General features: G+C 54.1%; 14 protein-coding genes and 3 pseudogenes. 12 read left to right on the forward strand and 5 right to left on the reverse strand.

Annotation, left to right across the window (positions count from 1 at the left end; all coding sequences use genetic code 11):
- Positions 1-86 precede the first annotated feature (86 nt).
- Positions 87-1,811: a methyl-accepting chemotaxis protein gene (locus T363_RS0101500; RefSeq protein WP_031472564.1), complete on the forward strand. Its 1,725-nt coding sequence runs from the start codon at positions 87-89 to the stop codon at positions 1,809-1,811.
- Positions 1,812-2,256: 445 nt separating this feature from the next.
- Here the strand turns inward: T363_RS0101500 and lexA are convergent, their stop codons facing one another.
- Positions 2,257-2,847: a transcriptional repressor LexA gene (gene lexA, locus T363_RS0101505; protein WP_031472566.1), complete on the reverse strand. Its 591-nt coding sequence runs from the start codon at positions 2,845-2,847 to the stop codon at positions 2,257-2,259.
- Between the two features lie 223 nt (positions 2,848-3,070).
- Here lexA and T363_RS0101510 point away from each other — a divergent pair, with 223 nt between their 5' ends.
- From T363_RS0101510 to T363_RS0101540, 9 genes and pseudogenes are all read left to right on the forward strand, one after another.
- Complete coding sequence (locus T363_RS0101510) at positions 3,071-3,421, forward strand: Asp23/Gls24 family envelope stress response protein (RefSeq protein WP_031472568.1); 351 nt, start codon at positions 3,071-3,073, stop codon at positions 3,419-3,421.
- An 85-nt stretch (positions 3,422-3,506) separates the two neighbouring features.
- The gene (locus T363_RS0101515; protein WP_031472570.1) at positions 3,507-5,156 is read left to right on the forward strand and encodes a DAK2 domain-containing protein; all 1,650 of its coding nucleotides are present in this window, start codon (positions 3,507-3,509) and stop codon (positions 5,154-5,156) included.
- Between the two features lie 352 nt (positions 5,157-5,508).
- A pseudogene (locus T363_RS0101520) lies at positions 5,509-6,354 on the forward strand (DUF6017 domain-containing protein); the annotation flags it as partial.
- A pseudogene (mobC, locus tag T363_RS15385) lies at positions 6,353-6,619 on the forward strand (plasmid mobilization relaxosome protein MobC); the annotation flags it as partial. The pseudogenes T363_RS0101520 and mobC, both read left to right, overlap by 2 nt.
- Positions 6,591-8,213 (forward strand): relaxase/mobilization nuclease domain-containing protein, encoded by a 1,623-nt coding sequence (locus T363_RS0101525; protein ID WP_031472574.1) that lies wholly within the window; start codon positions 6,591-6,593, stop codon positions 8,211-8,213. The pseudogene mobC and the gene T363_RS0101525, both read left to right, overlap by 29 nt.
- Before the next feature lie 184 nt (positions 8,214-8,397).
- Entirely contained in the window at positions 8,398-8,610 is a 213-nt protein-coding gene (locus T363_RS15395; protein ID WP_009255553.1) for a hypothetical protein, read from the forward strand.
- Positions 8,600-9,349, forward strand: coding sequence for a phage replisome organizer N-terminal domain-containing protein (locus T363_RS0101530; RefSeq protein WP_021610547.1), 750 nt, complete (start codon positions 8,600-8,602; stop codon positions 9,347-9,349). The genes T363_RS15395 and T363_RS0101530 overlap by 11 nt, the downstream gene beginning before the upstream one ends.
- Positions 9,346-9,768: pseudogene (locus T363_RS14320) on the forward strand (ATP-binding protein); the annotation flags it as partial. The gene T363_RS0101530 and the pseudogene T363_RS14320, both read left to right, overlap by 4 nt.
- 40 nt (positions 9,769-9,808) lie before the next feature.
- On the forward strand, positions 9,809-11,086 hold the full coding sequence (locus T363_RS0101540; protein WP_031472578.1) for a tyrosine-type recombinase/integrase: 1,278 nt from the start codon (positions 9,809-9,811) through the stop codon (positions 11,084-11,086).
- Between the two features lie 202 nt (positions 11,087-11,288).
- Here the strand turns inward: T363_RS0101540 and T363_RS0101545 are convergent, their stop codons facing one another.
- Positions 11,289-11,741, reverse strand: coding sequence for a GNAT family N-acetyltransferase (locus tag T363_RS0101545; protein ID WP_031472580.1), 453 nt, complete (start codon positions 11,739-11,741; stop codon positions 11,289-11,291).
- Positions 11,742-12,035: 294 nt separating this feature from the next.
- Here T363_RS0101545 and pth point away from each other — a divergent pair, with 294 nt between their 5' ends.
- On the forward strand, positions 12,036-12,689 hold the full coding sequence (pth, locus tag T363_RS0101550; protein ID WP_031472582.1) for an aminoacyl-tRNA hydrolase: 654 nt from the start codon (positions 12,036-12,038) through the stop codon (positions 12,687-12,689).
- 99 nt (positions 12,690-12,788) lie between these two features.
- Here pth and T363_RS14325 read toward each other — a convergent pair whose 3' ends face one another.
- The 3 genes from T363_RS14325 to T363_RS0101565 are packed head-to-tail and all read right to left on the reverse strand — an operon-like array spanning position 12,789 to position 14,115.
- Positions 12,789-13,055 carry a barstar family protein gene (locus tag T363_RS14325; protein WP_034971435.1) on the reverse strand — a complete coding sequence of 89 codons (267 nt, stop codon included), beginning with the start codon at positions 13,053-13,055 and terminating at the stop codon, positions 12,789-12,791.
- A gap of 1 nt (position 13,056) precedes the next feature.
- The gene (locus T363_RS0101560) at positions 13,057-13,647 is read right to left on the reverse strand and encodes a ribonuclease domain-containing protein (RefSeq protein ID WP_031472584.1); all 591 of its coding nucleotides are present in this window, start codon (positions 13,645-13,647) and stop codon (positions 13,057-13,059) included.
- Between the two features lie 27 nt (positions 13,648-13,674).
- The gene (locus T363_RS0101565; RefSeq protein ID WP_031472586.1) at positions 13,675-14,115 is read right to left on the reverse strand and encodes a hypothetical protein; all 441 of its coding nucleotides are present in this window, start codon (positions 14,113-14,115) and stop codon (positions 13,675-13,677) included.
- A 177-nt stretch (positions 14,116-14,292) separates the two neighbouring features.
- Between T363_RS0101565 and T363_RS0101570 the strand changes: the two genes are divergently transcribed.
- Positions 14,293-14,664 (forward strand): BlaI/MecI/CopY family transcriptional regulator, encoded by a 372-nt coding sequence (locus T363_RS0101570; RefSeq protein ID WP_031472588.1) that lies wholly within the window; start codon positions 14,293-14,295, stop codon positions 14,662-14,664.
- Positions 14,665-14,678: the final 14 nt, after the last annotated feature.

Raw genomic sequence — 14,678 nt, forward strand, 5'->3', positions numbered from 1 at the left:
TATGCTGTAAAGAGTGTTTTGAGGAATCCCCATCCGCAGTGTTATTTCGGAACGGCTGCGGCAGAGAAAGAAAGGAAAGACAGAAAATGACAAAAAAGCACAACAGGGCAAAGCCTAAAACAGAACATGGGCATCGTGAAAAAATGAAGCAGTCCACAGCAATTAAGATGTTAAGCAGTGCATCAGCAGTCGCTCTGATTTTGGTATTCATTTTGGTGATATTAAATATACAGGCCAACAACCGGCTAACCGCTTTTACCCAAGCAAGCAGCGATGCATCAGGCTTTGTGGGGGATTTTGTAGACGCATCATCCTACTTAACGCAGGAAGTCCGCTCGTATGTCGTTACGGGCGATCAAATCCACTACGACAACTATTACCGCGAGGTGGAAACCGACCAAAACCGAGAGCGGGCGGTTCAGGGGTTGAAGGCACTGGGCATCAGCGAGGAGGAAAACAGCCTCATTGATCGGATCCAGACGCTGTCCAACGGTTTGGTTCCGCTGGAGGAACAGGCGATGCGCATGACGCAAAAAGGCGTGAATGAGGACGCCATCAACTTGGTATACAGCGGCTCGTACGAAAATACGGTGTCGGAGATCCACAACTTGCAGGATAAGCTTGCCGAAGCGACGGAGAAACGGGTCGAGACGGAGCGAAGCCGCCTGAATTTTTGGATCAATATCTTTTTATACATCACTTTTGCCATGCTGGCGGTTGTGGTAGCGGTTCAAATTATCATCATTCGTTATGTCACCCGGAATATTCTGCGGCCGTTGATTCTGATTGAAAAGGATATGGAAGAAATGGCGCTGGGCAATCTGGATCATAAGCTGGCGTTGGCAGAGGATAAAACCGAGGTGGGGAAGGCGGTTGCAGCGATCAATCGCAGCAAGCAGAAGACCAATACGATTGTTCGGGATATCGACTACGTGATGGGCGAGCTGTCTGCCGGTAATATGACGGTGCGGCTGGCGCATACCGAACACTATACAGGCGCCTATACGGATATTTTAACTTCCATGCGCAAGCTGAAGGAAGCGCAGAGCAGTACGCTGAAGCAGATCGGCGCGGTATCCGATCAGGTTGCAATGGAATCGGGGCAGGTGGCCGGCGGGGCGCAGGCGCTGGCACAGGGCGCTACCGAGCAGGCCAGTGCGGTAGAGGAACTGTCCGCTACGATCAGCGATATCTCCACCACGGCACAGGCGAATGCTGATAACAGCTCGTTGGCGCTGAAGCACTCGCAGCAGGCGGCTGCCTTTGTAGCAGCCAGTGCGGAAAATATTCGCAAGATGGTCACAGCCATGGGTGATATATCCCGCTCTTCGCAGGAAATCGGCAAGATCATTGCAACAATTGAGAATATTGCGTTCCAAACGAATATATTGGCATTGAATGCGGCGGTAGAGGCGGCGCGTGCAGGCGTTGCGGGCAAGGGGTTTGCCGTGGTGGCCGATGAGGTGCGGAATCTGGCCTCAAAATCGGATGAGGCAGCCAAGGCAACGCAGGAGCTGATCCACGGTTCGGTGGAATCGGTAAAGCGTGGTGAAATGATTGTAGAGCAGGTATCGCAAGCGCTGGAGTCCACTATTGAGGCAGCACAGAAGGCGGAAGCGGATATTGCGCAGATCACGTCAGCTATTCGGGAAGAGACCGAAAGCATCAGCCAAGTAGCAGAGGGAATTGAGCAGATTTCTACGGTGATTCAAACCAATTCTGCAACCAGTGAAGAGTCCGCCGCAGCCAGTGAAGAGCTGTCCTCTCAGGCGGCCAGACTGAAGGAGCTGGTGAGCCGGTTTAAGATTTAACGGCAGAAAGCGCAGGGAAAGATAAAACAGGGCTGTTCCTTACCAAGACAGGAACCGTCCCGGGGCATGCCGGCCAGCGTGCTCCGGGACGGTTTTTTTGCTGCTTCCGCTTCACCGGCGGTTGATCGTCTGCATAGAAGAGACTGTCGAAAAACTGTGTTTTTCGAACAGCCCCTTGATCGGAACCACGCCTTCGATCGAAGGTGCGACAGAGAATTGTACCCAAGGGGCACGATGCTCCGTCGTCCTGCATAAAAACCCGCGCATACAGGGTGAATTGCTGCGCGGCAGCAAGAGCGGGTGGGGCTGGATCATGTCGCGGGTTTTTACGGAAATGGCAGCTTGCTGCCATTTTCTATCCGATGCGCGCGGCTCGCGCAAAGACTTTTTCGGCAAGCTGATAGAAAACGGTATGCGCCGCCTGCGGCGGCCGCCGCCGATTCGGTCAATACTCCCGATAAACCGCTTTGACAACGCCGAGGATCTGACAGCCTTCGCCGTTGATGGGGGGATAGGACGGATTTTCCGGCAGCAGCCACACGCCGTCCTGCGTCAGGCTGAGGGTCTTGCAGGTGGCTTCATCCTCCAGCAGGGCAATCACGATGTCACCGCTGCGGGCTTCGGTATCCTGCCGGACGATGACCAGGTCATCATCCAGAATCCCGGCGCCGGTCATGGAATCGCCGCGGATACGCAGGGCGTAATAGGCGCCGCCGTGCGCCGCCGGTTCATAAGGGACATAGCCCACGTGCTCCTCCACCGCTAAAATCGGCATACCTGCGGTGACACGGCCGAGAATCGGCACGCGCGGCATCATGGAGGGACCGCGAACCGGCGTGAGCGCACGGGATTTGTGGTCGTTCGGCTCCAGATAACCGGCATCCTGCAGCTTTTTCAGGTGGGCGTGTACAGTGGAAGGCGAGCGCAGCCCCATTTCAGCTCCGATTTCGCGGACAGAGGGCGGATAACCGTGCTCGAGTGAAAAAGCGCTGATATAATCCAGAATCCGTTGCTGCTTGGCAGATATTTTGTTCATGGGTGGTACTCCTTCGTAGCCTGCGTAACAGGAACATGCGTTCGTATTTTCTCTATTATATCCTAATGGACGGGGAAAAGCAAACATTTGTTTCGGCATTTTGCTTATTTTTACAGCGGAACACGTGAAATTGTGTATTTTGCTTGTATTTATCCTGTTTTTGATATAAACTATAGGGTAAGAAACGTAATTGTAACCAACCGAACGCAGGGAGGGGTTATTTATGACGATCAAAACTGATCTCGGTTATATTGAAATCACAAGCGAGGTGCTGGCCGGTATTGCGGGCTATGCAGCCTCCTCTTGTTTTGGCGTAAAGGGCATGACCATTCGTTCCATGTCGGACGGATTGGCGCATCTGCTGGGACGGGACAGCCAGTCCCGCGGGGTCAAAGTGACCGAAGCGCCGGACGGCGGCGTCAACATCGATCTGCACATCGCGGTCGAGCATGGCGTGAATATTGCAACGGTCTGCCGTTCGATCATCGGCGAGGTGCGCTACCATGTAGAGCGCCTGACCGGTGTGGATGTGAACAACGTGGATATTTACGTGGAGAGCATCCGCGCGGACTGATGCGCGGATACCGCAGGGCTGCCGCGTGAAAGCAAAGGGTTGGAGCGGAGCCGCAACAGATCATGATTCAGGGAGAGTTTTGTAAATGGCAGATCAAAAAATCAACGGTGCGCTGTTTCAGTCCATGGTGATCGAAGGTGCGCTCGCCATTGCGGAGAAAAAGGAACAGGCCAATGAGCTGAATGTGTTCCCCGTACCCGATGGCGATACCGGCACCAATATGTCCATGACAATGGGCTCGGCAATGGCAGAAATGGAAAAACTGAGCGAGCCGACGCTGGCCAAGGCGGCGGATACTGCGGCCTCTGCGCTGCTGCGCGGTGCACGCGGCAACTCGGGCGTGATCCTGTCGCTGCTGTTCCGCGGCATGGCGAAAAAGCTGCGCGAAAATGAGGAGGCCGGCGGCTGCGAGCTGGCGCTGGCGCTGCGCGAGGGTGTGGATACCGCGTACAAAGCGGTGATGAAGCCTGCGGAAGGCACGATCCTCACGGTATCGCGCGTTTCGGCGCAGCATGCGGTCGAAGCGTGTCAGGCCGATCCGGCACTGACCGCCGAGCAGGTGCTGGTCACCGTGCTCGAGCGCGGCCGCACGGCGCTGGAGGAAACCGTACACCAGAACCCCGTGCTGGAAAAGGCCGGGGTGGTGGATGCAGGCGGCTTTGGCTTCCTGACCATTCTCGAAGGCATGCTGGATGGGCTGCGCGGTATTCATAAGGAGCGTAAGGCCGCAGAACCGGCGGCAAAGGCCGCTGCGGATTTCGCCGCGATCGCAGATGAGGACATTACCTTTACCTACTGCACCGAGTTTATCGCCGAGCGCAAGGACAAGGCGCGCAGCGTCAGCCGTCTGCGCTCGATTCTGGACGATCTGGGCGACAGTCTTGTCGTGGTGGAGGATGACGATATCGTTAAGGTGCATGTGCACACGGATGCACCCAACAAGGCGCTGGAGGAGGGGCTGAAGTTCGGCCCGCTGCTGACGGTCAAGATCGAGAATATGCGTGAGCAGCATACTGCCAAGGTGATCGAGGGCACGGCGGATGCTCCCAAGGAGCGCGTGATCGTCCCGCCTGAAAAACCGTATGGCTTTGTCGCAGTGGCGGCAGGCGAGGGATTGAAGGCGCTGTTCAACAATTTGGGTGTGGATGTGGTCGTACAGGGCGGTCAGACCATGAACCCCTCGACCGACGATATTGTGCGTGCCGCGGATGCGGTTCCGGCAGAAACCGTGTTTGTGCTGCCCAATAACAAGAATATCATCATGGCGGCGGAGCAGGCTGTGCATCTGGCCGAGGGCAAGAAGATCGTCGTTGTGCCGACAAAGACCATCCCGCAGGGCATTTCCGCCATGCTGGCGGTCGATCCGGACTGCGGAGAGGAGCAGGCGATCGCGGACGCGATGAACGAAGCCGCGGCAAATGTGCGCAGCGGTCAGGTTACCTATGCCGCGCGCGACAGCGAGTTTGACGGCAAGAAGATCCGTCAGGGCGAATACCTTTCGCTGTGCGAGGGCAAGCTGTGTGCGAACGGCCGCGAAAGCTCGGTGCTGAAAAAGCTGATCCGTGAAATGGTGACCGAGGAGAGCGCATTTGCCACCGTGATTTACGGTGAAGGCGTATCCGAGGAGCAGGCGGCCGAGGTGGAAGCGCTGCTGCGCCGTGAAAACAAGGAAATGGAGATCTCGCTGGTCAACGGCGGCCAGCCGGTTTATTACTATATCCTTTCGGTGGAATAAGCAAAATGCGCCGCTGCCCAATTTACTGTTAGACTCATTCCGGATAGAAACAATCTCCCTTCGTCAAAGCGGCGAAGGGAGATGCTTATTTTTTATGCGAACAACTCTGATTATCTCCAAAAAGCCCGGAAATACGGGCATTTCACGGGATATAAGAACTGAATTTACTACCGATTTACTACTTTCGGATTGAGCTTTGACACGCTTCTGCCTCCCGTGAAGCCCACCGCCCAAATAGTGACACATCGAAAATCGAATACGACACCGCAGACGGCGGCGTTCTCTTTTCCCCTTTGGGGAGATCAGGACGCCGCTTTTTTTGCGCCCAAAACCAGAAAGGAGGCGACCGCCTATGTACTTTACTTCCGGCAGCGACCGGGCCTTTGAACAGCTCATGCAGACGAGGCCAGGCGCAGATCATTTTGACAGCGGCGAGGCCGGAGCGCCGGAGGACTGCGGCACCTGCCGTTTCTACCGCCCGCACTGGAAGTACCAGTTTTGTGTGTATGAGGAATGTCCCTACCAGCCGGGCAAGCTCACCGCCCTTGACGGCGCGGTGAAATTTCAAGTGAAAGGAGTGGACGACGAGATGGCAGTTTTTCGAGTGGAGAAAAACCGGGGCTACACGGTGATGTCCAACCACCACCTGCGGAACAAGGACTTGTCCCTGAAAGCCAAGGGGCTGCTGTCGCAAATGCTGTCCTTGCCGGAGGATTGGGACTTTACGCTGAAAGGCTTGTCCCTTATCAACCGGGAGCAGATCGACGCGATCCGGGCGGCTGTCCGAGAGCTGGAACAGGCGGGCTATATCGTGCGTTCCCGTGAGCGTGACAGCCAAGGCCGCCTGCGCGGGGCGGATTACATCATTTACGAACAGCCCCAGCCTGTGCCGGATTCACCTACATTGGAAAATCCAACATTGGATAATCCAACGCAGGAAAAGCCTACGCAGGAAAAACCAACGCAATTAAATAAAGATAGATCAAGTAAAGAGAAATCAATTACAGATGGATCAAATACCGATTCCATTCCTATCCTTTCCCCTCCCTCTCCTTTGGGGGAAGAAGCGGCTGCGCCGCCGGAACGGAAAGGAACGGGAGCGAAATCACAGAGCGCCGTAGAGATTTATCGGGAGATCATCAAGGACAACATCGAGTATGAACACCTTTGCCAGTACGCCAAGGGGATTGACCGGGATAACCGGGGCAGCCATACGCCCCATCATAACCGTTTCCCCCGTCAACGATGAGCTGCTTGCCGCTGTCGGGAAGTTGACTGCCGAATACGGCAGGATCGGCGGCAACTTAAACCAGATAGCCCGGACGCTGAACGAGTGGCACAGTCCCTACCCGCAGCTTGCCGGGGAGGTACGGGCGGCGGTTTCCGACCTTGCTGCCCTAAAGTTTGAAGTCTTGCAGAAAGTGGGTGACGCTGTTGGCAACATTCAAACATATCAGCTCTAAAAATGCCGACTATGGCGCAGCGGAAGCCTACCTCACATTTGAGCATGACGAGTTTACCATGAAGCCCACCTTTGATGAAAACGGGCGGCTGATACCGAGGGAGGATTACCGCATTTCTTCCCTTAACTGCGGGGACGAGGATTTCGCTGTTGCCTGTATGCGAGCCAATCTCCGCTATGAGAAAAACCAAAAACGGGAAGATGTGAAAAGCCACCACTATATCATCAGCTTTGACCCACGGGACGGGACAGACAACGGCTTGACCGTAGACCGGGCGCAGGAGCTGGGCGAGCAGTTCTGTAAAGAGCATTTCCCCGGACACCAAGCCCTTGTATGCACCCACCCGGATGGGCATAACCACAGCGGCAATATCCATGTGCATATCGTCCTCAACTCCCTGCGGATTTATGAAGTCCCGCTTCTGCCCTACATGGACAGACCCGCCGATACACGGGAGGGCTGCAAGCACCGCTGCACCAACGCCGCTATGGAATATTTCAAGAGTGAAGTCATGGAGATGTGCCACCGGGAGGGGCTTTACCAAATCGACCTCTTGAACGGCAGCAAGGAACGGATAACGGAACGGGAATACTGGGCGGCAAAGAAAGGGCAACTTGCCCTTGATAAAGAGAACGCCGCCAGAGAAGCCGCAGGACAGCCGACCAAGCCCACCAAGTTTGAAACGGACAAGGCGAAGCTGCGCCGGACGATACGGCAGGCACTTTCCCAAGCTACCAGCTTTGACGAGTTTTCTTCCCTTTTGCTGCGGGAGGGCGTGACCGTCAAGGAGAGCCGGGGGCGACTTTCCTACCTCACGCCGGACAGGACGAAGCCTATCACCGCCCGGAAGCTGGGGGACGATTTTGACAAGGCTGCTGTCCTTGCCCTGCTCACGCAGAACGCCCGCAGAGCTGCCGAACAGACCACAGCCATGCCCGAATACCCCCACACCCAAAAGGAACGCTTGCGGGAGGAAAAAGCCGCAAAAACCATCCCGGCAGACAACACTTTGCAGCGCATGGTTGACCGGGAAGCCAAGCGAGCCGAGGGCAAGGGCGTGGGCTATGACCGTTGGGCGGCAAAACACAATCTAAAGCAAATGGCAGCTACCGTTACCGCCTATCAGCAGTACGGCTTTTCTTCCCCGGAGGAACTGGACGAAGCCTGTTCTGCCGCCTATGCCGCCATGCGGGAAAGCCTTACGGAGCTGAAGCAGGTGGAAAAGACGCTGGACGGGAAAAAGGAGCTGCAACGGCAGGTGCTTGCCTATTCCAAGACCCGCCCTGTCCGGGACGGGCTGAAACAGCAGAAAAACGCCAAAGCAAAAGCAGCCTACCGACAGAAGCACGAAAGCGACTTTATCATAGCAGACGCAGCCGCCCGCTATTTCAGGGAGAACGGCATTTCCAAGCTGCCGAGCTATAAAGCCCTGCAAGCAGAGATTGAAGTCCTTATCAAAGAGAAAAACAGCGGCTACAACGATTACCGGGCAAAACGGGAGGAATACCGCCGCTTACAGACTGTCAAGAGCAATATCGACCAGATTTTACGCCGGGAGCGCAAGCCTGTGAAAAGGCAGGAACAGGAGCGATAAAAACCACCCCAAAATGTACCCGAACCCATACAGAACAAGGGGGCTGCCCCGTACCCTATCCGCAATACCAAAGGATTTTTTAACGGGCTTACAGGGCAGAAAAACCCCGAAAATGATACCGAGATGATACAGAATTACCGCCGATACCGTCACACCAGCGGAAACGGCAGAAAGGAGCGCACCCATGCCAAGAATGAGCAAGAAACGGCGGCTGGAATGGTCTTTTTTCCTGCGGCAAGTAAAAGTCGGAAATACCACCTGCGACCGTATCACATACAACGACCTCTGCCGGGGCTGTACCCATAGCTGCAAGCAGAGCTTCCGGGCGGTTATCATACTCTGCCCCTGCTACTACTCCAAACGCCGGAAAAAGGAGGACAGGGACAATGGCAGATAACCGCAAGTATTACTACCTCAAGCTGAAAGAGAACTTTTTTGACAGCGACTCCATTGTGCTGCTGGAAGATATGAAAGACGGAATTTTATATTCCAATATCCTCTTGAAGCTGTACTTAAAATCGCTGAAAAACGGCGGGAAGTTGCAGCTTGACGAGCATATCCCCTACACAGCACAGATGATAGCGACACTGACCCGCCACCAGATAGGGACGGTTGAGAGGGCTTTAGAGATTTTCCGGCAGTTGGGGCTTGTGGAGCAGCTTGACAGCGGGGCTTTCTATATGACCGACATTGAACTGATGATAGGACAGTCCTCTACCGAAGCCGAAAGGAAACGGGCTGCAAGGCTGGAAAACAAGGCACTTTTACCGTCCCGGACAAAAGGCGGACATTTGTCTGACATTCGTCCACCAGAGATAGAGATAGAGTTAGAGAAAGAGATAAAGATAGAAAAAGAGAGAGAGGGAGAAACGGGACACCCCGCCCCCGCCGCTTATGGCAGATACAACAATGTGATACTGACCGATACAGAGCTTTCCGGGTTGAAAACAGAGCTGCCCGACAAGTGGGAGTATTATATTGACCGGCTTTCCTGCCATATCGCTTCCACCGGGAAGCAGTACCACAGCCATGCAGCCACCATTTACAAGTGGGCGCAGGAGGACGCTGCCAAAGGCAAGGCTGCCCCGAAACAGGGCATACCCGATTATTCATGCAAGGAGGGCGAGAGCTTATGAGAAACGGGATTGAAGCTATGATTACGGACATTACAGCCACTACCGCCGAAGCGGAGGACTACACAGGCGAGGACGGGCTTTTATACTGCGGCAAGTGCCATACGCCCAAAGAAGCCTATTTTTCAAAAGAAACCGCCCAATGGTTAGGGCATGACCGACACCCGACAGAGTGCGACTGCCAGCGGGCAGCCCGTGAAAAACGGGAAGCCGCTGAAAGCCGACAGAAGCACCTTGAAACAGTGGAGGACTTGAAACGCCGGGGTTTTACCGACCCTGCTATGCGGAACTGGACATTTGAGCATGACAACGGCAGAAACCCGCAGACCGCAACCGCCCGTTTTTATGTGGAGAGCTGGGAAACCATGCAGGCTGAAAATATCGGCTACCTGTTCTGGGGCGGCGTGGGGACAGGAAAAAGCGTGTCAAGGCTCTTTCCGTCATGGAAAGGAGCATGACGAAATGCCAAGAAAAGAACGAGATGAAAAAAGACGGGACAACAAAGGCCGCCTTTTGAAGTCTGGAGAGAGCCAGCGATCAGATGGAAGATACGCTTACAAATACATTGACACCTTTGGAGAAACCCAGTTTGTTTACTCATGGAAGTTAGTACCTACCGACAAAGTACCTGCCGGAAAGCGGCCCTGTCTTTCCCTGCGCGAGAAGATCAAGCAGATACAGAAAGACCTTGACGACGGGATAGACACCATCGGCAAGAAAATGACCGTGTGCCAGCTTTATGAAAAGTACACCCGGCAGCGCGGGAATGTGCGGAAAGGAACCCAAAAGAGCCGCCAGCAGTTGATGAAACTTCTGTCCGAAGATAAGCTGGGCGCGGCCAGCATTGACAGCGTGAAGCTGTCCGACGCGAAAGAATGGGCCTTGCGTATGCAGGAAAAGGGCGTTGCCTACAACACCATCTGCAACAGCAAGCGTTCCTTAAAGGCCATCTTTTATATGGCAGTACAGGACGACTGCCTCCGCAAGAATCCCTTTGACTTCCAGATCAATGAGGTTATCAACGACGATACCGTACCAAAGGTGCCGCTTACCCCTACACAGGAAAACGAGCTTTTGGACTTCATGCAGAACGATTCCGTCTATGCCAAGTATTATGACGAGGTGGTGATCCTGCTGGAAACCGGGCTTCGTATTTCCGAACTCTGCGGCCTGACGCCCGCTGACCTGAATTTTGAAAAACGCTTTGTAAATGTAGACCACCAGCTTTTGAGAAGCACCGAGGATGGCTACTATATCGAAGCGCCAAAAACAGAAAGCGGATTCCGTCAAGTGCCCATGAGCGCAGCCGCCTATGAAGCGTTTGAGCGCGTGTTGAAGAAGCGCAGGGACGGCAAGGGCATTGAGGTTGACGGTTATAAGGATTTCCTGTTCCTGAACCGGGACGGCCTGCCCAAAACCGCCGTCAACTATGACGCCATGTTCAAGTGCCTTGCCAAGAAGTACAACAAGTGCCACAAGGAGCCGCTGCCCGATGTGATGACGCCGCACACCATGCGACATACATTCTGTACCAGAATGGCAAACGCGGGCATGAACCCCAAGGCGTTGCAGTACATCATGGGACACGCCAACATTGTAATGACGCTGAACTATTACGCCCACGCTACTTTCCATTCCGCACAGGAGGAAATGGAACGGCTGCAAGCCAAGGCAAAAACCACCGCAGAGGCCAAGCCGGAGGCTACGGCGGAAAGCGCCGAGGAAACCAAGGCGGCATAAGTAGTACGCAGAATTTACTACTGCTTTTACTACTTTTGAGAGCGAAAACATGAGGGGTAATAAAAAGATTTGTGAGGTTCTTCCGATATGAAAAGTGCCGGAAAAGCCCGGAATGACGGGCTATACCGGCATATAAGAACATCTAAAGAGATAATTAGAAATCTATTAAATGATTATGCCTAACAGCACGGCAAAACGGTATTTATCTATGGATATACATTCTCATTATATCAGACGCATTGTCCCCTTGAACCATACATAAAAATTCCCAACCATATTTTTCATAGAAATTTGTATGGTCTGTAATTAAATAGATCGGGGTGATTCCTTTGGACTTCATATCCTTCACAACAATATCAAGTAATCGTCCCGCAATGCCTTGGCCGCGATATTCCTGTTCAGTATATACCGCGCATACATTTGGAGCAAGGTCTTTTCTGTTATGAAAATCATTTGCAATTACGCCAAGACCGCCGACAATGCGCCCGCCGTCTAAGCAAAGATACCAACCATATTCTGTTTCATGATTGAGATAGGATTCCATACATTCAAGATAAGCTTCTTGTGGCACTTCCCATTTATCATGAAACCATGCAGATGCTTCTTCTTTTAATTTGGGTTTTTGTCTTAAAGTAACATAAGTATATTCTTTCATATTTACCTTCACAATTTCCGGTTTATCTTTTAATTTATTTTATCATATTTTTCGGCTTTATCCAATGCACGGTGAAATTAGCGGGGCAAAAAACCATCGTTCTAAAGGGTAAAAGAGGGGCTGCTTCGCCGCGCTTGACAAGCGCAGCGTGTATCGGTATAATAAGGGCGCCGCGGCGGCTGGATTTGAGCGTTCACTGCTTTTCAGCGCCCCGTTTGGGCACCGGTGAGCCGCCGTTATGCAGCAGCGGCCTGTCTATCAAATGCCTTTCAGGCAGATATTTGGAGTAAAACCATGTCAGTATTTGATATTTTCAAAAAGTTAGATGAAGAAAAAGCGGCAAAGGCCGCACAGCCGATCGAGTGGCTGGTTGTCGGCTTGGGCAACCCGGGCAGCAAGTATGATAACACGCGCCATAACGCGGGATTCCGCGCACTGGAGGGTTATTGTGCCCGCACCGGACTGAAAATCGACAAAATGAAGTTCAAAGCGCTGGTGGGCGAGGGGATGCTCGGCGGCAGGCGGGTGCTGTTTGTCAAACCGCAGACGTTTATGAACCTGTCCGGCGAGGCGGTGCGCGACGCGGCGGCTTTCTATAAAATCCCGCCTGAGCGGGTCATTGTGCTGTCGGACGACGTTTCGCTGGACGTGGGTACGCTTCGCGTGCGCCCGAAGGGCTCGGCCGGCGGGCAGAACGGCCTGAAGAACATCATTTATCACCTTGGCAGCGAGGAATTTCCCCGCGTGAAGATCGGCGTGGGCAAAAAACCGCATCCGGATTATGACTTGGCAGCGTGGGTGCTCGGCAAATTCACGGCGGAGGAACAAAAGGCGATCGACCGGGCGTGCGAGGACGCGGTCAGCGCGGCGGCCTGCATCATCGCAGAGGGCTGCGCCGCAGCAGCGCAGAAGTTTAACGGAAAATGCAGAATGGAGAATGGAAAATAAAAGAACGGCGCAGCAATGCTCCATTTTTATTCTCAATTTTCGCCATAAAAAACTGCCGCAGAACGGTTTTGGTTCTGCGGCAGTTTTTTTATGATCTTTTCACTCGGCGGACAGGATGAAATGCGGATTTTCCGCCGCGGCATTGGCCAGTACGCGCAGCAGCAGTTCTCCGTAATTGCCCATGTGGACGACCAGCATTTCTGCATGGCGCAGGGTCAGGCGCGTGGGCGGCAGCGCAGTCAGCAAATCGTACAGTGCGTCCAGATTACGTCCGTAGCTTTCCGGAAAACCAAAGGTTTTGGCAAAAATATCGTGCGCCTGTGCACGGGTATACAGGGTATCCGCATCAAGCAGCAGCTCCCGCATGTCAATCCTCCACGGTCAGCAGGGTAAAGGTTTCGTAATGATCTTCGGTGTAAAAAATCAGGCCGTCATCCGAAAACACAAGGCGTTTGGCACCGCGTCCATCCGGACCGGCGTCAATATCACATTCGGTGTAGCTGCCCTCGGGCAGTGCGCCTTCGTAGTTGCCGAAATGGTCGCCGCCGATCGAGCAGCCCGGGGCGTAGGGCTCCAGCGAGCCGCCTTCCCAGCCGAGCGCCTGCGCTTCCTTTTTGGTGATGTAGTTCTGCGGCAGTGTACCATACTGTGCGAGGTACAGGGCTACGGTGTCGCGGTCGGTGTACCAGCCCTCTTCATCAAGCACGGTGTTGCCGAGCCGGATGCTTTCCCGACCGGTAACAGCGGAGCCGAGTGTTATATCATCCGCGGCAGCATTATGCTGCGCAGCGCCGGCTTCTGAGGGTGTTTCCGCCGCGGTCTGCTTGCCGCTGCTTTCAAATGTGACAACCGACGTGGGGCCGTCTGCCCCGCCGATCACACCGGTATCCGGTGTGCAGCCTGTCAGCGCGGACAGTGCCAGCAGCAGTGTCAGCCATAGGGATGTCAGTTTTTTCATGGTGGGTTCCTCCTCTTATTGACAGGCTCAGGCTGCGGCTGCGCCGGGATAAAACAGGAGAAACAGCTTGTGGTAAAACTCTTGCCCGCGGCCGCCTTCCACATCGCGGAGTGTGCCGTCAACAAAGATGTGGCCGTCGGCATCTGCCGCGATCGAGCTGCCGTTGGCAAAGGTGACAGTCAGCCGCACGGCGGTGAGCTTTTCCTCGTTCGGCTTGAAAAAACGCGGATAGGGTACATAGGTGTAGCTCTCCAGCAGTGCGGTAATATCCGCAACCTGTGCAGGATCATCTACCGTACGTTCATTTCCGCTGCTGTCGGATAGTGTGAGCACGGTCTGCGGTGTTTCCGCAATGTCCAGATAGGATCGGTCATAGAACTTGATATACAGCATCCGTCCGGCGATGAACAGCAGCACGATCAACAGCGTGCCGCAGACAGCGAAGCCGAGCGCCGTGAATTTACGCATGATAAGCTCCTTGCTCCGGCGCAGAACACCGGTTTTTTTCTAATATTAGGATATCGCAAATGCGGGGGGCTGTCAATGCACCCAAGTGTAAACAAAGTATGACTTGACAGACATATTCTACTATTGTAGAATAAAAATAGGAAAATGTTTTACAAATGTAGAAAAGGAGGGAGCCATATGAAAACAGCCAAGCATCTGCCGGATGCGGAGCTTGCTGTGATGCAGGCAGTGTGGTCGCTCGAGCCGCCGGTAACGGCCTCTGCCGTGCAGCAGCAGGTGCCGCAGGACTGGAAAGCAACAAGTGTACTCACGTTTTTGTCGCGCCTGTGTGATAAGGGCTTTTTGTCCTGCCGCAAGGAGGGGCGGCAAAACCTGTATACCCCGCTGGTTTCGCGCGCGGCGTATTTGCAGCAGGAAAGCCGCAGCTTTGTTGAGCGGCTGTGCGGCGGTTCGGTGAAAAATCTGGTAGCCAGCCTGTCGGACGCGGGTGCGCTGACCGAAAGCGACGTGGAGGAGCTGCGCGCCTTTCTGGACGTGCAGGGGCGGTAAGGATAAGGGGGAAG

The sequence above is a fragment of the Agathobaculum desmolans ATCC 43058 genome, from assembly GCF_000701665.1.
GTDB classification, from domain to species: domain Bacteria; phylum Bacillota; class Clostridia; order Oscillospirales; family Butyricicoccaceae; genus Agathobaculum; species Agathobaculum desmolans.